Here is a 17,908-nt window from a genome sequence, read left to right on the forward strand (position 1 = left end):
TCGGCGAAGACACCGAAATTTCCGCTGGCTCAGTTCTGCGCCCGCCAACGCTCGAGAATATAGCGGCTGGTCATCAGGTCGAGATGCGCGCCGCCGCCGTTCTTGAACAGGGTGATCTCTTGATCATCGTTCCGGGTGAAGCTCGGCAGGTCATAATAATCCGCCAACAGCGCCTCGCGGCCGATCGCGCCGCTTTCGAGCGGGATCTCGATCTCGCCGATATGGCCGATTGTCGTGTCGAAACTGTCCACGAAGATCCGCGCGGCCTGCAACGCCGCATCATCGGCCTCGCGCATATCGGGGCGGTAGGCGCCGATGAGATCGATATGCTGGCCGGGCTGGAGCCAGTCGCCCTTGATCAACGGCGTGCTCGACATGGTGGCGCTGGTGACGATATCCGCACCGCGCACCGCCACTTCGAGATCCTCGGCGACGCTCAGGCCGGGCAGTTCCGTCGCCATGGCCTCGGCATTGGCGCGGGTGCGGTTCCAGATGCTGAAACGCGCCTGCGGAAAGACGGCGCTATAGGCTTCATAGAGCGCGCGCCCCTGCGTTCCGGCACCGACGATCAGAATATTTTCGCTGTCGACCCGCGCCAGATGGCGCGCGGCGAGCAGGGAATCGCCGGCCGTTTTCCATTTGGTCACGAGGTGGAAATCGACAATCGCTTCCAGCGTGCCGTCGCCATCGGCGTAGAGATTGACCCCGCCGTTGACCATCGGCTTGTCGGTCTGGCGATTGCCGGGAAAGATCGTGGCGGTCTTCACCGCGATGCCCAGTCCGTCGATCCAGGCGGCGCGGCTCAGCAGCGTGTCTTCGCCGCGATAGAGGAAGGTATCGCCGATCTCGGCGCGCGGCAGCCCGTGACCGGCGGCCAAAGCATCGGTCAGCCCGATCCAGTCGAGCAGGGCTTCGCCTGCCTCGAAGGAAATGACGGGGATGTTGCTCATGCGGCTTCCTCCTGGCTCAGCAATCCTTCCGCGACGAGCCGGTCGGCCCAGCCCTGCGGTCCGGTGAAATGATGGGTGCCCCAGCCGCGCGCGGCGGCGGCGGCGATATTGTCGGCGCGGTCATCGGTGAAGAGCAGGCGTTCGGGCGCGATGCCGCTGCCCTTTTCCAGCGCCTCATAGATCGACGCGGCGGGTTTGATCATGCCGAGATGGCCGGAGATGAAATCCCGGTCGAACTGGCGCAGGAACGGATAATGCCCGGCGGCGAGATCATAGCTCTGGATGCCGAAATTGGTGAGCGAGAACACCGGCACGCCGCGCGCCTGCAGCGCCTGCATCAGGCGCAGCGAATGGTCGATCACCGGCGCGGCCATCTCGATCCAGCGGTCATGCCACAGACGGATCTCGTCGCGCCAGTCGGGGTATTGCTCGGCGCATTCATAGATCGTCTCGGTGAAATGCCCGCCCCTGTCGACCCGGTCGTTCATGCCGTGCAAGTCGATGGCGGCAAACATCGCGCGGCGGCGCTCTTCGCCGATCACTGAATCATAGAACCGTTCGGGCTGCCATTCGATCAGGACATTGCCGATATCAAACACCACGGCTTCCGGCTGCACAGGTTATCCTTTCTCACATGACGGAGTTCAGGCAGAAGCGCGCTCAACCCCGGATGGCGCTCCGCAGGGTCCGTTCCAGAGCATCCAGAAAGCGGGAACGGTCGGCCTTTGTAAAGCCCTTGCCTCCACCCTGGCGGAACGGGTCGGCGGCACGCAGATCGGCCATCAGATCGCGGGTCGCGAGCACATTGCCGATATTGGCCCGGGTCAGCGCTTCGCCGTTATGTTTAAGCACCTGCGCCCCCGCCTCGACGCAACGGGCGGCAAGCGGGATGTCTCCGGTCACCACCACGTCGCCAGGACCGCAGCGTTCGGCGATCCACATGTCGGCCACGTCCGGCCCGTCGGGCACGATCACCGTCTCGACCAGCGGATTGGGCGAGGGCCGCAGCCCGCCATTGGAGACCACGAACATGCGGATCTTGTGACGGGTTGCGACACGTTCGGCCTCGGGTTTGACCGGGCAGGCATCGGCGTCGATGTAAAGCGCGGTCATGGTCGGCGCCTCAGCCTGCGTAGAGCGCATCGGCATGGAAGGCGACATGGTCTTCCATGAAGGTCGAGACGAAGAAGTAACTGTGATCGTAGCCCGGCTGCATCCGGAAGATCGCCTGCTGACGGCGTTTGGCGATGGCCTCGGAAAGCGCCTCGGGTTTGAGCAGGTCGAGGAACTGGTCATTGGCGCCCTGGTCGATCAGGATCGGACCGTCGAAGCCCTTCTCGGCCATCAGCAGCGTCGCGTCATGCTTGCTCCAGCCGCTCTCGTCCTCACCGAGATAGGCGGTCAGCTGCTTGCGGCCCCAGTCACTGGCGGAGGGGTTGGTGATCGGTGCGAAGGCGGAGACCGAGCGGTAGCGGCCCGGCAGGTTCATCGCGAGCGTCAGCGCCCCGTGCCCGCCCATGGAATGGCCGGTGATGCCCTGACGCTCCATGTCGAGCGCGAAATTCTCCGCGAGAAGCGCAGGCAGCTCATCGGCGATGTAATCCCACATCTGGAAATGCGGCTTCCACGGATCCTGTGTCGCGTTGACGTAGAAACCGGCACCCTTGCCGAGGTCATAGGCTTCGTCATCGGCCACGTCATCGCCGCGCGGCGAGGTGTCGGGGAAGACCAGCGCGATACCATGTTCGGCGGCCCAACCCTGAGCGGCAGCCTTGGTCATGGCGTTTTCGTGGGTGCAGGTCAGGCCGGAGAGATACCACAGCACCGGGACCGGACCGTTCTGCGCCTCCTCGGGCAGGAACAGACCGAAGGTCATCTCGCAATTGCAGCTGCTCGACTGATGCGAATAGACGCCCTGCGTGCCACCGAAACAGGCGTTCTCGGAGATGGTTTTCATGGGATATCCTTTCAATACGTTTGCCTGCTAAGATCATCGCCGCAGTGGTCGCGTCAAGGGGGCGCTTCGCCGCGGTGCATTGCTCAGACGCCGGTAACCCAGCCGATGATGAGGCTGACGCTGACGATGCTCAGCGCGGTCGATACCAGGATCGCGGCGGAGACCCGCTGCGGTGCGACCCGGTAATGCTGGGCCAGCATATAGACATTGCCCGCCACCGGCAGCGCCGCCGTGGCGATGATCACCCCAGCCTTGTAGGGCTCGACTCCGAAGAGCAGCAGCGCGCCGCAGGCCACGAAGAGCGGATGCAGCACCAGCTTGCAGAAGCTGAGCCAACCGGCGATCTGCAGCCGTTCGGCGGATTTCGTCGCCAGAGAGGCACCGATGGCAAAGAGCGCGCCGGGGGTCGCTGCGCCGCCGAGGATGGCAGTGAATTCATTGACCGGGTCCGGGAGCGGCAGCGCCAGCCCCGACCACAGGAAGCCGAGGCTGATCGCGACGATCATCGGGTTGCCGATCAGCCCCAGACCGATGCTGCGCAGCAGCCGCAGGGAAATCTGCCCGTCCCGTGCCCCGGCGATCAGGATCACGAAGAGGCTGGAAAACACCACAAGGTCGATGGCCAGCACCAGCAGCACCGGGCCGATGGCTTCGGGGCCGAGCAGCAGGGTCAGCATCGGCACGCCGAGAAAGCCGGTATTGCCGATCACCGCGCTCTGCGCCTCGACCGCATTGGTGGCGACATCGAGCCCGCGCAGGAAACCGACGAAGCTTACGATGCCATAGACGAAGCCGGTGCCCCAGAGATAGGCGATGACCAACCGGCTGTCCCAGACCTCGGCAAGCGAGAGATTGGCCGAGAAGCGGAACAGCATTGCCGAAAGGGCAAAGAAGAACACGAACTTGGTCAGGCAAGCGGTGGCTTCGGCACTGAAAAAGCGGCTGCGTCCGGCCCAGTAGCCGAGCCCGATCAGCGCGAAGAATGGTAGTGTTTTCAGAAAGATCGCCAGCATGCCCGCAGGGTTATCGGGCAATCAGACGCTGTGCAACTGGTGCGGGAGAATAAAACGGCAAGCGCCCTATCCCGAACCGATCAGCACCCCGGCGGCAAAGACCAGCGCGCCGCCGAGCACCACCTGGAACGCGGCACGGAAGAACGGGGTCTCCATGAACCGGTTCTGGATCCAGGCGATCGCCCAGAGCTCGACGAAGACCACGATGATCGCGATGATCGTGGCGGTCCAGAAATCCGTGATCAGATAGGGCAGGGCATGGCCGAGCCCGCCGAGCGTGGTCATCACACCCGAGGCAAGCCCGCGTTTGACCGGCGAACCGCGGCCCGACAATTCCCCGTCATCGGAGGCGGCCTCGGTAAAGCCCATGGAGATACCGGCCCCGACCGAGGCGGCCAGACCGACGAGGAAAGTGGTCCAGGTGTCATGGGTCGCGAAGGCGGTGGCAAAGATCGGCGCAAGGGTCGAGACGGACCCGTCCATCAACCCGGCGAGCCCCGGCTGCACCCAGGTCAGGATGAACTGGCGATGCGCGCGACTGTCCTCGCTCTGGCGGGTTTCGGGGTCGAGATGGGCATCCGTCAACCGGTCGGCCTCGGCCTGATGACCGGACTCCGCCGCTGCCAGATCGCCGAGCAGCTTGCGGGTCGCCGCATCTTGGCTGCGCACGGCGGCGGCATGGTAGAAATGGGCCGCCTGCTGCTCCATCGCCGCGGCTTCGGCGCGCATCCGGTCAAGTCCGAGGTTCTCGACCAGCCAGACCGGGCGGCGCGAATAATAGCCCGACACATGTTCGCGGCGGATCAGCGGGATCACCTCGCCGAAACGCTGCCGGTGCAGGTCGATCAGCAGCTGGCGATGCCCGTCCTCCTCCTCGGCCATACCGTCGAAGACCGCGGCACTGTCGGGATATTCCGCGCGCAGCCGTTCGGCATAAAGCCGGTAGATCTGCGCGTCGTCCTCCTCCGAAGAGATCGCCAGCGCCAGGATCTGCTGCTCGGTAAGATCCTTGAACCGTTTGCGGTTGAGCGAAAAACGCATGTCGAAAATCCCCTGCCTTTGGCACCATATCTAGTTCTTGCCGGTGTCCTGCACAATTGTCCCGCGAAAACCGGCCCGGCGCAGGGGAAGTCCGACGCGGCGCAGAACGCGGCGCGGTCGACTTGCCCCTATAGATCGTTCAGGGGGCTTGATTTGGCCTTCCATTGGCGCAAATGTCAGGTATGACGCTCCATTCGCCTCCGCCCGTCACGCCGATCGAGCGTTTTCCCGAACAGGTCGCCTTTCATCGCACGGAGCTTGCCGTGATCCTGTCGATCTATGGACGGATGGTTGCCGCGGGTGAATGGCGTGACTACGGGATATCCTCTCTGCGCGAAGTGGCGGTATTCTCGATCTTTCGCCGCACGGCGGAAATTCCGCTCTACCGGATCGAGAAACGGCCGAAGCTGCGCGGCAAGCAGGGAATGTATGCGGTGATCGGCACAGGCGGGCAGGTGCTGAAACGCGGGCATGAGCTGAAACCGGTGCTGCGCGTGCTGGAGCGCAAGCTGATCCGCGCCGTCAAGGACTGACCTCTCGCTTCTCGCGGACGTCTCTCAGAGCCGCCGATGCGCGGTGACCGGCCCGTCTCCCGCCGCCTCGATCCGCGCGATGGCCTCGGCGATCGGCTCGAAGGTCACGGCCATGACATTCGCGGTCGCATGGATCAGCGTCCGCGCATCCGTGACCAGCGCCACATGACCTTTCCAGAACAGCAGATCATTGCGCCGGAAATCGCCACCGGACGCTCTCAACGTGCCGAGCTGCGTCTCCTGCAGATCGCTGTCCCCGGGGCAGGGCAGGGCACAGGCGTGCAATGCCGCCTGCACCAGCCCTGAGCAATCGATCCCCCAGCGGCTGTTGCCGCCCCAGAGATAGGGTGTGCCAAGCAGCCGCGCCGCGACCTCTGTAGGGTCGGTAGCTGGCGCGCTCAGGGGAGTGAGGTGCATCTCGGGGATGAAACCGACGGGTGTCTCGCAGAATCGGCCGGAGTGATCGGTCACGGCAACACGGCTGTTCAGACTGAGCCCGATAAGGTCAGGGGATTTGAAATCGGCCGCTGCATAGGCGTGGCTGGCGGGCGCGCTGACGTAATGGGTGGCCTTCTGCACCGGCCCGAGCGCGGCGCTTCTCACATGGCCGCAATAGCCATCCTTCTCCGCCTGCAGATAGCTCCAGCCGTCGCGTTCGGACAATATGGTGACGAGATCGCCATAAAGCAGTTGCCGGTCGCGCTTGCCGCCCGGGCCGCGACAGAGATCACAGAGCGCGGCGGTGACTTGTGCCGCCCGACGCTCGAGGCAGAGCGCCGGGTCGGGGTGCAGGCGCGCATCGCTCACAGGTTCAGCAGCTCGGCAAGGCAGTCATGCAGTGCCCTTGTGGCCTGTCCGACCCCGCCCTTCGGACGTGCGGGCGCATCGCTGGGCTGCCAGCCGTAGATGTCGAAATGCGCATAGCGGCTGTCGGTGACGAACCGGCGCAGGAACAGCGCGGCGGTGATGCTGCCCGCGAAGCCGCCTTTCGGTGCATTGTCGAGATCGGCGATGCCCGGCTCGATCATCGGCTCGTAGGGAGCATGGAACGGCATGCGCCAGACCGGATCGGCCTGCCGCGAAGCGGCGCTTTCCAGCGCCTGAACAAAGGCCGGATCGTCGCTGTAATAGGGTGCGAGATCGGGCCCGACGGCGACCCGGGCGGCGCCGGTCAGCGTCGCCATCGAAATGATCTGATCGGGCTTCTCCTCATCGGCAAGCGCCAGCGCGTCCGCCAGTACCAGCCGCCCTTCCGCATCGGTGTTGTTGATCTCCACGGTCAGCCCCTTGCGCGAGGTCAGGATATCCTGCGGGCGGAAGGCATTGCCCGCGACCGAGTTCTCAACCGCCGGGATCAGGACCCGGAGCTGCAATTTGACTCTGCAGGCCATGATCATATGTGCCAGTCCCAGCACCGCGGCAGCACCGCCCATGTCCTTCTTCATCAATTCCATCGAGGCGCCGGGCTTGAGGTTGAGCCCGCCGGTGTCGAAACAGACGCCCTTGCCAACCAATGTGAGCTTCGGCCCGCTATCGCCCCAGCGCATGTCGATCAGCCGCGGCGCGCGATCCGCGGCCCGTCCGACCGCATGAATGAGCGGCAGGTTCTGCGCCAGCAGGTCTTCACCGGCAATCACCTCGATCCGCGCATCATGGGCTTCCGCCAGTTCGTGCGCGGACTGTTCGAGATCGGGCGGCCCCATGTCGCTGGCCGGCGTGTTGATCAGGTCACGGGTCAGCATCTCGCCCTCGGCCAGCGCTGTAAGACGGCTACGGTCGAGCCGCGCATCCGGTACGATTTCCGCCAGCAACGGCGATTGCTTGTGATAGCGGTCGAAGCGATATCCGGCCAGCAGCCAGCCCAGGGTCTCATTCTCGAGCTGATTATCGGGCAGCCCACCGGCGATCCGGTAGGCGCCCTTCGGCAGTTTCGGCGCGGCCCCGGCGAGGTGGAACCGGCCCCGGCTGCGGCTCTGTTCGGTGCCGTAGCCGACGAGCGCCATGGCAATGCCCCCCTGCGCATCGGTAAGCGCCAGCGCCTGTCCGAGACCGCCGGTGAAGCCGAAAGCCGCGACGGCGTTGCGCGTTGTGTCATCCTGAGCGGCCAGCCAGTCTTCGAGCGCCTCTTCGGCGAGGACGTGCAGGGGAATCGCATCGGCGGTGGCGGCGCGGAGGGACAGGGACATTGCAGACCTTTCGAACTTGGGGCGATGGCACTGACCCTAGACTTTCCTGCGCCGCCCGCAAGCCATGGCGCGGCTCAGCCGGGAACCTCCCGCAGATCCCAAATCGCGACCAGCGAGCATTCCCCGATGCGGATCAGCCGCGCCAGCGTCGCCGCGACCGCGATCTGGTCCTGCGCGGCAAGGCAGCGGCGCACGTCCGTGGCGACGAGGGCCAGCAACGGCATGGCGATCCGCTCGGCAATGCGCCCCAGAGCGCGGACATCCTTTTCCAATGCCGACCAGTCGCCTGCCGACGAGAATCGCTCGCAGCGGGACAGCCGCAGCGCCATCTCCTCCAGCGCCCGGCACAGCACGTCCTGCGCGGCGCCCTGACCGAGCCGCGCACAAAGCCGCCCGAGCCCCTGTTCATCAACAGCGACCATCTCCGATATTTGCAATTGCAGAACCTGCATGTTCATCACCCTTTCAAGACCCCCACGGCCCGCGTCAATGTGCAGGAACAGCCTTGGCAAATGATTGAAACGCACACCGTTTTTCGCTCGAAATTTGACCGGATTTGCGCTAATTGGAGCGCAAGCGAAGCAAGGACGCGAGACAACATGCATAATGCCAAGGCGCTACCGAATTATCTGCTGAAACGCTATCATGGCTGGAAAGCCACGACCTATACGGAGAATCAGGCTTGGTACCGACGCCTGGCCGAAGAGGGGCAGAGACCCCGTGCCATGGTGATCTCCTGCTGCGACAGCAGGGTTCACGTGACCTCGATCTTCGGCGCCGACCAGGGCGAGTTCTTCATCCATCGCAACATTGCCAACCTGGTGCCGACCTATACGCCGGACGGCGATCATCACGGCACTTCGGCGGCGGTGGAATATGCCGTGCGGGTGCTGAAGGTGGCGCATCTGATCGTGCTTGGCCATTCCAATTGCGGGGGCGTCAAGGGCTGTATCGACATGTGCAACGGCAAGGCGCCCGAGCTTGACGCCAAAGACAGTTTCGTCGGTCGCTGGATGGATATCCTGCGCCCTAAATACGAACTTGTCGCCGATATCGAGGACGGGCGCCAACAGGAGCGGCAGCTTGAGAAACACGCGGTGATGATCTCGCTCGAAAACCTGATGACCTTTCCCTGGGTGGAGGAAAAGGTGAAGTCGGGCGAACTGAGCCTGCACGGGCTCTGGACCGACATCGGCGAAGGCGGGCTCGAATTCTACAGCCCCGAGGCAGGAAGTTTCCAGCCGGTCTGATCTCTGCGGCTTAACGCCTTTTTAACCGATCCTGTCTCAGGCTCCTTGGATGGAGCATGAGATGGCATCGCATTCTGCAGCCCCGCCGGTTCCGGAGGAACGGGACGCGGCTGCGCCCTGTGTCCGTATCGGTGACGTGGCACAGCGCCTGCTCAGGCGGCAGATGCTTCGGCGGATGAGCCGCGGCGGGGCGGGTGACGCACACGACATGGTGCAGGAACTGGCGCGCCGCAGCCCTGAGGCGATCGATGCCCGTCCGGGCCGTGACCCGCAACCGGATGCAGAAAGGGGCGCCTGATGACGCCCCTTTCAGGAAACTCCATCAGGCGTTTCAGCCTTTCTTCAGCACTTCGCGGCCCAGCAGTTCGGCGATCTGGATCGCGTTCAGCGCCGCGCCCTTACGTAGGTTGTCGGAGACGCACCACAGGTTCAGACCGTTGTCGATCGTGCTGTCCTGACGGATCCGGCTGATGAAAGTGGCGAAATCGCCGACACATTCGACCGGCGTCACGTAGCCGCCGTCCTCACGCTTGTCGATCACCATGACACCCGGGGCCTCGCGCAGGATGTCGCGGGCCTCGTTCTCGTCCAGAGGATCTTCGAACTCGATGTTGATCGCTTCCGAATGACCAACGAAGACCGGCACTCGCACGCAGGTCGCGGTGACCTTGATCGACGGATCGACGATTTTCTTGGTCTCGACGACCATCTTCCATTCTTCCTTCGTATCGCCGCTGTCCATGAACACGTCGATATGCGGGATCACGTTGAAGGCGATCTGCTTGGTGAATTTCTTGGCGGGCTTGTCATCGACCGGGTTGTAGATGCTCTTGGTCTGGTCCCAGAGCTCGTCGATCCCTTCCTTGCCCGATCCGGAAACCGACTGGTAGGTGCTGACCACGACTCGTTTGATGGTCGCCCGGTCATGCAGCGGCTTCAGCGCCACGACCATCTGCGCGGTCGAGCAGTTGGGGTTGGCGATGATGTTGCGCTTGGCATAGTCGTGGATCGCCTGGGGATTCACCTCCGGCACGATCAGCGGCACGTCGGAATCGTAGCGATAGAGCGACGAGTTGTCGATCACCACGCAACCGGCCTTCGCGGCCTTCGGGGCATATTGCTTGGTCGCTTCGGAGCCGACGGCGAAAAGCGCCATGTCCCAACCGGTGAAATCGAACGTGTCGAGATCCTTGGTAGTGAGTGTCTTGTCGCCGAAGCTGACCTCGGTTCCCATGGATTTGCGGCTCGCCAGAACGGCGATCTCATCCACAGGGAACTGGCGCTCGGCCAGGATGTTCAGCATTTCGCGGCCCACATTGCCAGTGGCGCCCACGATCGCGACGCGATAACCCATCTGAAGTCTCCAATATATGATGCGTATTGATGGTGCTCGCCGTTTAGCCTGCTTGGCCCCCAGTTAAAAGAGCCTGCTTGCGGACCTGCTCATTCGGGTGCGTTGCGGCTGAACAGGTAAATCACCAGACCGAACAGGATCGCGACGCTGAACAGGCCGAAGATCGCGACATAGGGCGCCACCGGATCTGTACCCGAAGCGGCGGCGTGCAGGCGGGCCGAGCCGAATTGCAGCAAACCGACCCCGCCGATGCTGAACAGGTTCAGCATGGTGACCCCCCGCCCGATCAGATGCGGGGGCAGGAAGCTGCGACCATGGGCGATGATCACCGGATAGGTGGCGCCGAAAAATCCGATCACGCAGAGCATCAGGATCGAGAGGGTCAGCGAACTCTGCGGCAGGGCGATCAGCGTCGCCGAGGCCAGCAGCGTCACGGTGGTGCCGCCGACGATCAGCCATTTGCGCGAGCGCAGCGCCCTGTCGAGGGGGCCATAGGTCAGCGTGCCGACGATCATCGCCACCCCCATCGCCAGTGTTGCCTGTCCGATCGCGCGTGTATCGGCGCCGAAGACATCGGCCAGATAGGGTCCGATCCAAAGCCCCCGCACCGCCCCGACAATGGCATAGCCCACGCCCATCAGCGGAAAGATCAGCCACAGGGGGCGGATCGCCAGCATCTCGCGCAAGGAGCCTTTTGCTTCGCCCTCCGGGGTTGCCGGGTCGCGCACCAGCACCCAGAGACCGATCGCGGTCAGCGCTGTGAGCCCGGAAAGTGCCAGAAGCGCGGCGCGCCAGCCGATGGTCTCGGCGGCCAGCGCCATCGGATAGGAGGCGACGAGGTTCCCCGATGTGCCGATCCCGACCATCAGCGAGGCCAGGGTGGCGAACTGAACCGGCGGATATTCACGCGCGAAGATGTAATAGGAGGCCATCAATACCGGCGCGCAGCCGATGCCGATCAGCAACATCGCGGCGCTGAGGTGCCAAGGCTCGGTGGCCAGTCCGAACAGCAGGGCGCCCCCGGCTCCGCCGACCATCAGCAACCCCGCCGCCGTGCGCCGCGGGCCGATGGTGTCGAGCGCCCAGCCGACCGGAAGCTGAAAGAGCGCGAAAGACAGGAACCACAGGCCCGAGGCCTGGGCCAGCAGCTCCGGTCCGGCGCCGATGTCACGTTCCAGCACCTCGCTGAGCACCGCCAGAAAGGCCCGGAAGAACTGGCTCAGCACATAGGCCGCACCAAGCAGCAGGATGCCCGCATTCATTGCAGCGCGGCTTTGACAGGGAAGGGGGCGGACATCGCGACGGAACCTCTGACTGGATACAGACGCACCCTAGACAGGGATGCCAGCGGTTGACCAGTGCTTGCTGTCGCAGTCAGATCACCTTAATCACGTCCTTGTCGATCGCCAGCATATAGCCGCGCCGCGCGATGTTCTTGACCAGCAGCTCCGACACGATCTGATTGCCCAGCGTATCGCGCAGCCGCTTGATCCGCGTGGCCCCGGCGGATTCGTCGCAATCCGAGGAATCCCGTCCCGAGATCATGGCCTCGATCTGCGATCCCGAAAGCACGTCGTCATCCATCCGCGCCTCGGCCAGCACCGACATGGTCTCCATCGCGGCTCCGGTGAGCTTGAAGCCGAGATTGTTGAGATAGACGGTGTTTTCCTCACGGCTGATCAACAGCGAATTGACCTGTATGCCGACGCGTTCGATCTGTGCCATGCGGCGGTTGAAGTTGAGCAGCATCACTAGGAACACCAGCGCCGCCAGCAGCATCGCCGCGGCAAAGACCAGCAGCACCACGATCACCACCCGGTAGCTCGCCAGCGTGTCCGAAAAGGCGGTGCCGGATTGCGCGAGAATCTCCAGCAGCTTGATCTCCGCCTGGTTGGTCAGATCGTCGTTCTCCACAAAGATCCGCTCGACCCGCGCGTTGAAACTGTTGGCATCGGGCAGCACCCAGAGCAGCAGCACGGCCCCGCCGAGCAGCATCGCGAGCACTGCCGCGATACCGCCGCCGAGGAAGCGGCTGCCGAAGCGGCGCATGTCAGAAACGGAGGTAGTTTGGTCCTGCACTGTCTTTCCTTTGCGCCAGCCCGTCACGGTCGAATACCGACAGAACATTCAGCAGCGTCCAGCCTTTCTTGGCCAGCCGCCCCTGCAATTCTGCGCGCGCATTGTCACGTGTGCAGGCGCCGTTAACCCGGGCCACACCGTAATGCAGCCGCAGGGGATTGTCTTGCTTGGCCTTGTAATCGGCAAAGCAGTCGGCGGCGAGAGCCGGTTGGGCCAAGCTCAACATTGCCGCGATCAGCAAGGAAAGGGTGAGGGTTTTCATATCCTTTTGATGGGCCATTCCCCGCTGATATTCAATATCCCGCAACCGGCAAGCGGCCTGCTATTAGATAACACAGGGCTGATATTGCCTTGCTTCAGGGCTTTGCGGGATGCTGGTGTCACAAATCATTTCACGGCTTTGCGCAAGCTGACGCGCTGCATTGCAGAAAGGATCAGGCCCATGTACCGCCGTTTCATTGCCTTCATCGTCGCCCTCTCCGTGGCGATCACCGCCTTTGGCGCCGCACCGGCCCGGGCGGATAACGACGACCTCGCAAAGGCGGCGGCCGCGATCCTCGGTATCGCCATCGTCGGCAAGATCATTCACGACAGGAACAAGAAAAAGGATCGCGAGCGCGCCGTCTCGCGCCGCCAGCATTCCTATTACGACGCGCCGACCTATTACGCCCCCAAACACACTTACCGCCCGAAAATCCGTGGTCACAACAAACACCACAGGCATCCCGGGCAGGGCGTCGTCACGCCGGGATACGGCAATCCCGTCTATACCCAGCCGCGCCCGCTGCCCCGCCGCGTCGATCGCAAGCTGCTGCCGGGAGCCTGTTTCAAGAGTTACGAGACCCAGCGCGGCAATCACCTGATGTTCGATCGCCGCTGTCTCGACGCCAATTACGGTTATGCCCACCGGTTGCCGCAGCAATGCGCCCAGCGGGTAGAGACCTACAGGGGCACCCGCCACGGTTATGACGCGCGCTGTCTGCGCCGGGCGGGCTACAGCTTGGCACGCGGATAGGATTCCGCGGGCCATGATCGGGTCGCGGCCTCGCGCTGCGACCCGTTGGGAGGGGAGAGATGTTCGGGCGTCTCTCCCCTCCGCTTTTTCTCACATGTGTCGCACCGGGGTCTTGCCACTGCCCCGGCTTTGCGCTTTGCCCTTCATATGGTACCTGATTTCACCTTCGAGGACACGGCACGCAGCCAGGGCTATCGGCGCATCGCGGGGATCGACGAGGTTGGCCGCGGCCCGCTGGCCGGGCCGGTGACCGCGGCAGCGGTGATACTGGACCCGGATCGCATCCCGAAGGGGCTGAACGATTCCAAGATCCTGAGCCGCAAGGCGCGCGAGGCACTTCATCTTGAAATCCTCGCTGTCGCCGATGTCTGCGTCGCGCATGCCAGCGTCGCCGAGATCGAGGAGCACAATATCCTGCGCGCCAGCCATCTGGCGATGATGCGCGCCCTGGCCGGTCTGCGCGCTGCGGCGGATTACGCGCTTATCGACGGCAATATGATCCCGAAACAGATTCGCGCCCCGGCGCAGCCGGTGATCAAGGGCGACGGCCGTTCCCTGTCGATCTCCGCCGCTTCGATCGTGGCGAAATGCACCCGCGACAGGCTGATGGTGGATTTATCGCAACAGCATCCCGGCTATGGATGGGAAACCAATATGGGCTACGGCTCGAAGGCCCATCTGAGCGCCCTGCGTGCCCTAGGTGTCACCCCTCACCATAGACGTTTGTTCAAACCGGTCCACAATATCTTGTATCAAGCCTAAAACTTAACTGCTTGATTCAAAAAAGAAATTGACCACGATTCGCCTTTGACTCATTTTAGGAGCCAATCAACGAGCACAAAATGTGCCGATGAATGAGGCAGTACACATGACAACTAAGAAGAAGGGTGCCCCGGCACTTCCCTTGAACACCATTCTTGCGGGCGATTGCATCGAGGCGATGAACGCCTTGCCCGAAGCCAGCGTTGACCTGATCTTCGCCGATCCGCCCTATAACCTGCAGCTGCGCGGCGATCTGCATCGCCCGGACAACAGCCGCGTGGATGCGGTGGACGATGAATGGGACCGGTTCTCGAGCTTCTCCGCCTATGACGATTTCACCCGCGCCTGGCTCAAGGCGGCACGCCGCTTGCTGAAGCCGAACGGCGCGATCTGGGTGATCGGCTCCTATCACAACATCTTCCGCGTCGGCGCGGCGCTGCAGGACCAGGGCTTCTGGATTCTCAACGATGTCGTCTGGCGCAAGTCGAACCCGATGCCGAATTTCCGCGGCAAGCGCCTGACCAACGCCCATGAAACGATGATCTGGGCTGGCAAGGACGAGAGCAGCAAATACACCTTCAACTACGAGGCGCTGAAGGCGCTGAACGAAGGCATCCAGATGCGCAGCGACTGGGTGTTGCCGATCTGCACCGGTCACGAGCGACTGAAGGACGAATCCGGCGACAAGGCGCATCCGACGCAGAAACCCGAAAGCCTGCTGCACCGGATCCTCATCGGATCGACCAATGTCGGTGACGTGGTGCTCGACCCGTTCTTCGGCACCGGCACGACCGGTGCCGTAGCCAAGATGCTGGGCCGCGATTTCATCGGTATCGAGCGGGAGGAAACCTATCGCGAGGTTGCGGAAAAACGGATCGCGATGGTGCGCCGTCTCGACAAGGAAGCGTTGCAGACCACGACCTCCAAACGCGCCGAGCCGCGCGTGCCTTTCGGCCAGCTGGTCGAACGTGGCATGCTGCGCCCGGGCGAGAGCCTCTATTCGATGAACAATCGCCACAAGGCCAAGGTCCGGGCCGACGGCACCTTGATCGGCGATGACGTCAAAGGCTCGATTCACCAGGTCGGCGCCGCGCTCGAGGGCGCGCCGAGCTGCAACGGCTGGACCTACTGGTGCTTCAAAAAGGACGGTAAACGCGTGCCGATCGACCTGCTCCGCCAGCAGATCCGCGCCGAGATGTCCAACTAGACCGCTCCGACATACGAATACCGCCGGTGCCCCGCGGCCCTCCCCTGACGGAGGACCGCATGAAAGGGGCGCTCACCTCGGCCCCGCCCGGATCGGCGGGGTCCTTTTCATTCTCCCGCGCCACCGCGCTTCTTCTGACTGAAAATACCTTTGGGGGAGTTTGAGGGGGTAAACAGCCCCCTCATGCCGCAAGCGCCACGAGAAGTGTGATCGGTGGGTCAGCGCGGCGGCGGATTGGTCGCATTCTTGTAGGCGCTCCAATCGTGGATCTCCGGATAATAGCGCCGTCGCCATGCCCGGACCCGCGGGTTCATGATGCGCCGCCAGAGCGGCGGCACCATCGCCGCCATGGTCATTACCGGATAGCCGTAAGGCAGCTGCGGCGCCTCGTCGGGGCCGTAGTTCTGCAGCACCGGGAAGCGCCGGTCGGGCCTGAAATGATGATCGGAATGGCGCTGCAGGTTGATCAGCAGCCAGTTTGACGCCCGATGCGCCGCGTTCCAGCTGTGGCGCGGCTGCACATGTTCATAATTGCCATTGCCGAGATATTTCCGTGTCAGCCCGTAATGCTCGATGTAATTGACCAGTTCCAGCTGCCAGATCGCCACCCCCGCCTGCAGCGCGAACAGCCCCAGCCCGGCCCATCCGCCGAGCAGCAGCGCAAGCGCCGCAAACCCGATCTGCAGCCCCCAGTAGCGGAGGAACGGATTGCTTCGGTGATGCCAGGCCAGCCCGCGGCGCGCCAGCATGGCCGCTTCCGCGTTGAAGGCGGAGATCAGCGATTGTTTCAGCACACGCGGATAGAACCGGTGAAACCCCTCGTTGTAGCGCGCGGTCACCGTGTCGCGCGGCGTCGCGACATGGCGGTGATGCACCAGCAGGTGCTCCGAGCGGAAATGCGAGTAGAACACCATCGCCAGCAGCAGATCGGCCAGCCAGCGCTCCAGCCGATTGCGCTGATGCATCAGCTCGTGACTGTAATTGATTCCGATGGTGCCGGTGATCACCCCGATTCCGAAAAACAGGAAGATCCGCTCGGCGGGCTCCAGATGGGCGGCGCGCGTGGTGTAGTAAACCAGCCCGAACAAAGTGACGAATTGCAACGGCACCCAGATCAGTGTGACCAGCCGATACCAGTACAGATCCGTCTCTTCCGCACCGGGATCGCCATTGTCGAGGTTAAGCCCGAGCGCCGCATCGAGCAACGAGAACAGGAACCAGGTGACCAGGGGCAGCAGCGCGATCGCCCACCCCCCGGTGAGCGCGCAGAACCAGGTCAGCGGGATCAGCAGAAACGACAGCCAGAACGGCAGCACGTGCGACAGCCGCGCCAGTTCGGTGGCAGGAACGGTACGGGGCGAAGGGATCATGGCTGCGCCTTTACTGGTTATCAGAGCGGTATAGCGCGCGCGCCCGGCTTCTCAAAGCGGTGACGCAGCGCTCAGCCCAGCAGATCGAAAGCCTTGCGCATCACGGTCGGGAGATCGGAGGGGCGAAAGCTCGCGGAGGGCAGGAAGGCGCCGCGGATCGGTTCGGCCTCCATTCCGACCTCGGCGAAACGCAGGCTCAGCATCAGGTGGAAATGCGTGAACGTATGGCGCACTTCGCCGGACAGCATCTGCCAATCTGCTTTGATCGGCGGCGTGCCGACGGGCCGGTCTTCTGCCGCATCGAGCCAGTCGGACCCGGGCCAGCCCAGCATGCCGCCGAGCAGGCCAGTGTCGGGCCGCGTTTCCAGCAGCCAGGCCCCGTCGCTTCGCCGCGCCAGATAGAGCGTGCCGTGGCGTGTCGGCTTGGCCTTCTTGGGCAGTTTCCTGGGCAGGTCGGCGGCGGTTCCGGCGCGCCGCGCCGCGCAGGGCGTGCGCCAGGGACAGATGCCGCAGGCCGGTGATCTGGGCGTGCAGATCGTCGCTCCGAGATCCATCACCGCCTGCGCATAATCGCCGGGCCGCGTAACCGGGGTAAGCGCCTGGGCGAGCGCCATCAATTCCGGTTTGGCGGTGGGCAGCGGCGTATGCACGTCATGCAGCCGCGCCATCACCCGTTCGACATTGCCATCCAGCACCGTGAACGGCAGGTCGAAGGCAATCGAGGCGACGGCCGCCGCCGTATAGGGGCCGATGCCCGGCAGCGCCAGCAGGGCCGCGTGATCGGCGGGGAAGACACCGCCGTGACGCTCGGCCACCACGCGGGCGCATTTCAGCAGGTTGCGCGCACGCGCGTAATAGCCGAGCCCCGCCCATTCCCCCATCACCTCGGCATCAGGCGCCGCGGCAAGCGCCGTCACATCTGGCCAGCGCGTGACGAAACGGCGGAAATAATCCCGCACCGTTGCCACGGTGGTCTGTTGCAGCATCACCTCGCTCAGCCAGACCCGATAGGCATCCGGCCGCTGCCCCGCCTTGCGTGCGCCGGGCGGCACCCGCCAGGGCATCGCGCGGGCGTGGCTGTCGTACCAGTCGAGCAGAATCAGCGGCAGATCGCCTGTCCGAGCGTCTTCGGGGGAGGTGTCACGCAATCTTTATGACCTTTCTGCAAGGCAATGGCTGGCGAGCGTCGGG

Annotated in this window: 21 protein-coding genes; 6 read left to right on the forward strand and 15 right to left on the reverse strand. The window is 63.7% G+C overall.

Going from position 1 to position 17,908, the window contains the following annotated elements; all coding sequences use genetic code 11:
• Positions 1–29: 29 nt before the first annotated feature.
• From ACFSUD_RS08720 to mbfA, 6 genes are all read right to left on the reverse strand, one after another.
• On the reverse strand, positions 30–950 hold the full coding sequence (locus tag ACFSUD_RS08720; RefSeq protein ID WP_386373470.1) for an ornithine cyclodeaminase family protein: 921 nt from the start codon (positions 948–950) through the stop codon (positions 30–32).
• Positions 947–1,567 (reverse strand): HAD family hydrolase, encoded by a 621-nt coding sequence (locus ACFSUD_RS08725; RefSeq protein WP_386373472.1) that lies wholly within the window; start codon positions 1,565–1,567, stop codon positions 947–949. Before ACFSUD_RS08725 ends, ACFSUD_RS08720 begins: the two co-directional genes overlap by 4 nt.
• Before the next feature lie 43 nt (positions 1,568–1,610).
• A complete protein-coding gene (locus ACFSUD_RS08730) occupies positions 1,611–2,063 on the reverse strand; it encodes a YaiI/YqxD family protein (protein ID WP_386373474.1) in 453 nt (150 codons plus the stop codon).
• A 10-nt stretch (positions 2,064–2,073) separates the two neighbouring features.
• Complete coding sequence (gene fghA / locus ACFSUD_RS08735) at positions 2,074–2,907, reverse strand: S-formylglutathione hydrolase (protein WP_386373475.1); 834 nt, start codon at positions 2,905–2,907, stop codon at positions 2,074–2,076.
• Between the two features lie 83 nt (positions 2,908–2,990).
• Positions 2,991–3,920 (reverse strand): AEC family transporter, encoded by a 930-nt coding sequence (locus ACFSUD_RS08740; protein WP_386373739.1) that lies wholly within the window; start codon positions 3,918–3,920, stop codon positions 2,991–2,993.
• Positions 3,921–3,986: 66 nt separating this feature from the next.
• Positions 3,987–4,961: an iron exporter MbfA gene (mbfA, locus tag ACFSUD_RS08745; RefSeq protein WP_386373477.1), complete on the reverse strand. Its 975-nt coding sequence runs from the start codon at positions 4,959–4,961 to the stop codon at positions 3,987–3,989.
• Between the two features lie 182 nt (positions 4,962–5,143).
• Here mbfA and ACFSUD_RS08750 point away from each other — a divergent pair, with 182 nt between their 5' ends.
• On the forward strand, positions 5,144–5,494 hold the full coding sequence (locus ACFSUD_RS08750) for a DUF2794 domain-containing protein (RefSeq protein ID WP_386373478.1): 351 nt from the start codon (positions 5,144–5,146) through the stop codon (positions 5,492–5,494).
• Between the two features lie 24 nt (positions 5,495–5,518).
• Here ACFSUD_RS08750 and ACFSUD_RS08755 read toward each other — a convergent pair whose 3' ends face one another.
• The 3 genes from ACFSUD_RS08755 to ACFSUD_RS08765 all read right to left on the reverse strand — a co-directional run bounded on the left by ACFSUD_RS08755 (position 5,519) and on the right by ACFSUD_RS08765 (position 8,138).
• Positions 5,519–6,301 carry a C40 family peptidase gene (locus ACFSUD_RS08755; RefSeq protein WP_386373480.1) on the reverse strand — a complete coding sequence of 261 codons (783 nt, stop codon included), beginning with the start codon at positions 6,299–6,301 and terminating at the stop codon, positions 5,519–5,521.
• Entirely contained in the window at positions 6,298–7,680 is a 1,383-nt protein-coding gene (locus ACFSUD_RS08760; protein ID WP_386373482.1) for a leucyl aminopeptidase family protein, read from the reverse strand. The genes ACFSUD_RS08755 and ACFSUD_RS08760 overlap by 4 nt, the downstream gene beginning before the upstream one ends.
• Before the next feature lie 74 nt (positions 7,681–7,754).
• A complete protein-coding gene (locus tag ACFSUD_RS08765; RefSeq protein ID WP_386373484.1) occupies positions 7,755–8,138 on the reverse strand; it encodes a hypothetical protein in 384 nt (127 codons plus the stop codon).
• 141 nt (positions 8,139–8,279) lie between these two features.
• On the opposite strand from ACFSUD_RS08765, the gene ACFSUD_RS08770 reads away from it, so the two are divergent.
• The gene (locus ACFSUD_RS08770) at positions 8,280–8,930 is read left to right on the forward strand and encodes a carbonic anhydrase (RefSeq protein ID WP_386373486.1); all 651 of its coding nucleotides are present in this window, start codon (positions 8,280–8,282) and stop codon (positions 8,928–8,930) included.
• 61 nt (positions 8,931–8,991) lie between these two features.
• Positions 8,992–9,228: a hypothetical protein gene (locus ACFSUD_RS08775; RefSeq protein WP_386373488.1), complete on the forward strand. Its 237-nt coding sequence runs from the start codon at positions 8,992–8,994 to the stop codon at positions 9,226–9,228.
• 33 nt (positions 9,229–9,261) lie between these two features.
• On the opposite strand, the gene ACFSUD_RS08780 is transcribed toward ACFSUD_RS08775, so the two are convergent.
• From ACFSUD_RS08780 to ACFSUD_RS08795, 4 genes are all read right to left on the reverse strand, one after another.
• Positions 9,262–10,284: an aspartate-semialdehyde dehydrogenase gene (locus ACFSUD_RS08780; protein ID WP_386373490.1), complete on the reverse strand. Its 1,023-nt coding sequence runs from the start codon at positions 10,282–10,284 to the stop codon at positions 9,262–9,264.
• A gap of 89 nt (positions 10,285–10,373) precedes the next feature.
• Positions 10,374–11,546 carry an MFS transporter gene (locus ACFSUD_RS08785; protein WP_386373492.1) on the reverse strand — a complete coding sequence of 391 codons (1,173 nt, stop codon included), beginning with the start codon at positions 11,544–11,546 and terminating at the stop codon, positions 10,374–10,376.
• Positions 11,547–11,658: 112 nt separating this feature from the next.
• Complete coding sequence (locus ACFSUD_RS08790; protein WP_386373741.1) at positions 11,659–12,333, reverse strand: winged helix-turn-helix domain-containing protein; 675 nt, start codon at positions 12,331–12,333, stop codon at positions 11,659–11,661.
• A 1-nt stretch (position 12,334) separates the two neighbouring features.
• The gene (locus tag ACFSUD_RS08795; RefSeq protein WP_386373493.1) at positions 12,335–12,625 is read right to left on the reverse strand and encodes a hypothetical protein; all 291 of its coding nucleotides are present in this window, start codon (positions 12,623–12,625) and stop codon (positions 12,335–12,337) included.
• A 180-nt stretch (positions 12,626–12,805) separates the two neighbouring features.
• Here ACFSUD_RS08795 and ACFSUD_RS08800 point away from each other — a divergent pair, with 180 nt between their 5' ends.
• The 3 genes from ACFSUD_RS08800 to ACFSUD_RS08810 all read left to right on the forward strand — a co-directional run bounded on the left by ACFSUD_RS08800 (position 12,806) and on the right by ACFSUD_RS08810 (position 15,347).
• Entirely contained in the window at positions 12,806–13,378 is a 573-nt protein-coding gene (locus tag ACFSUD_RS08800; protein WP_386373495.1) for a hypothetical protein, read from the forward strand.
• A 147-nt stretch (positions 13,379–13,525) separates the two neighbouring features.
• Positions 13,526–14,140, forward strand: a complete 615-nt coding sequence (locus ACFSUD_RS08805; RefSeq protein WP_386373497.1) for a ribonuclease HII — start codon at positions 13,526–13,528, stop codon at positions 14,138–14,140.
• Between the two features lie 106 nt (positions 14,141–14,246).
• Positions 14,247–15,347, forward strand: coding sequence for a site-specific DNA-methyltransferase (locus tag ACFSUD_RS08810; RefSeq protein WP_386373499.1), 1,101 nt, complete (start codon positions 14,247–14,249; stop codon positions 15,345–15,347).
• A 218-nt stretch (positions 15,348–15,565) separates the two neighbouring features.
• Here the strand turns inward: ACFSUD_RS08810 and ACFSUD_RS08815 are convergent, their stop codons facing one another.
• Positions 15,566–16,717, reverse strand: coding sequence for an alkane 1-monooxygenase (locus ACFSUD_RS08815; protein WP_386373500.1), 1,152 nt, complete (start codon positions 16,715–16,717; stop codon positions 15,566–15,568).
• Positions 16,718–16,788: 71 nt separating this feature from the next.
• On the reverse strand, positions 16,789–17,865 hold the full coding sequence (locus ACFSUD_RS08820; RefSeq protein ID WP_386373502.1) for an A/G-specific adenine glycosylase: 1,077 nt from the start codon (positions 17,863–17,865) through the stop codon (positions 16,789–16,791).
• Positions 17,866–17,908 lie beyond the last annotated feature (43 nt).

The sequence above is a fragment of the Sulfitobacter aestuarii genome, from assembly GCF_042685005.1.
In the GTDB taxonomy this organism is placed as follows: domain Bacteria; phylum Pseudomonadota; class Alphaproteobacteria; order Rhodobacterales; family Rhodobacteraceae; genus Sulfitobacter; species Sulfitobacter aestuarii.

Coding starts and splice junctions, on each gene's coding strand:
- ACFSUD_RS08720 (WP_386373470.1), bottom strand. CDS start 950: ATGAGCAACATCCCCGTCATTTCCTTCGAGGCAGGCGAAGCCCTGCTC.
- ACFSUD_RS08730 (WP_386373474.1), bottom strand. CDS start 2,063: ATGACCGCGCTTTACATCGACGCCGATGCCTGCCCGGTCAAACCCGAG.
- fghA (WP_386373475.1), bottom strand. CDS start 2,907: ATGAAAACCATCTCCGAGAACGCCTGTTTCGGTGGCACGCAGGGCGTC.
- ACFSUD_RS08740 (WP_386373739.1), bottom strand. CDS start 3,920: ATGCTGGCGATCTTTCTGAAAACACTACCATTCTTCGCGCTGATCGGG.
- mbfA (WP_386373477.1), bottom strand. CDS start 4,961: ATGCGTTTTTCGCTCAACCGCAAACGGTTCAAGGATCTTACCGAGCAG.
- ACFSUD_RS08750 (WP_386373478.1), top strand. CDS start 5,144: ATGACGCTCCATTCGCCTCCGCCCGTCACGCCGATCGAGCGTTTTCCC.
- ACFSUD_RS08760 (WP_386373482.1), bottom strand. CDS start 7,680: ATGTCCCTGTCCCTCCGCGCCGCCACCGCCGATGCGATTCCCCTGCAC.
- ACFSUD_RS08765 (WP_386373484.1), bottom strand. CDS start 8,138: ATGAACATGCAGGTTCTGCAATTGCAAATATCGGAGATGGTCGCTGTT.
- ACFSUD_RS08770 (WP_386373486.1), top strand. CDS start 8,280: ATGCATAATGCCAAGGCGCTACCGAATTATCTGCTGAAACGCTATCAT.
- ACFSUD_RS08775 (WP_386373488.1), top strand. CDS start 8,992: ATGGCATCGCATTCTGCAGCCCCGCCGGTTCCGGAGGAACGGGACGCG.
- ACFSUD_RS08780 (WP_386373490.1), bottom strand. CDS start 10,284: ATGGGTTATCGCGTCGCGATCGTGGGCGCCACTGGCAATGTGGGCCGC.
- ACFSUD_RS08785 (WP_386373492.1), bottom strand. CDS start 11,546: ATGAATGCGGGCATCCTGCTGCTTGGTGCGGCCTATGTGCTGAGCCAG.
- ACFSUD_RS08790 (WP_386373741.1), bottom strand. CDS start 12,333: ATGCGCCGCTTCGGCAGCCGCTTCCTCGGCGGCGGTATCGCGGCAGTG.
- ACFSUD_RS08795 (WP_386373493.1), bottom strand. CDS start 12,625: ATGAAAACCCTCACCCTTTCCTTGCTGATCGCGGCAATGTTGAGCTTG.
- ACFSUD_RS08800 (WP_386373495.1), top strand. CDS start 12,806: ATGTACCGCCGTTTCATTGCCTTCATCGTCGCCCTCTCCGTGGCGATC.
- ACFSUD_RS08805 (WP_386373497.1), top strand. CDS start 13,526: ATGGTACCTGATTTCACCTTCGAGGACACGGCACGCAGCCAGGGCTAT.
- ACFSUD_RS08810 (WP_386373499.1), top strand. CDS start 14,247: ATGACAACTAAGAAGAAGGGTGCCCCGGCACTTCCCTTGAACACCATT.
- ACFSUD_RS08815 (WP_386373500.1), bottom strand. CDS start 16,717: ATGATCCCTTCGCCCCGTACCGTTCCTGCCACCGAACTGGCGCGGCTG.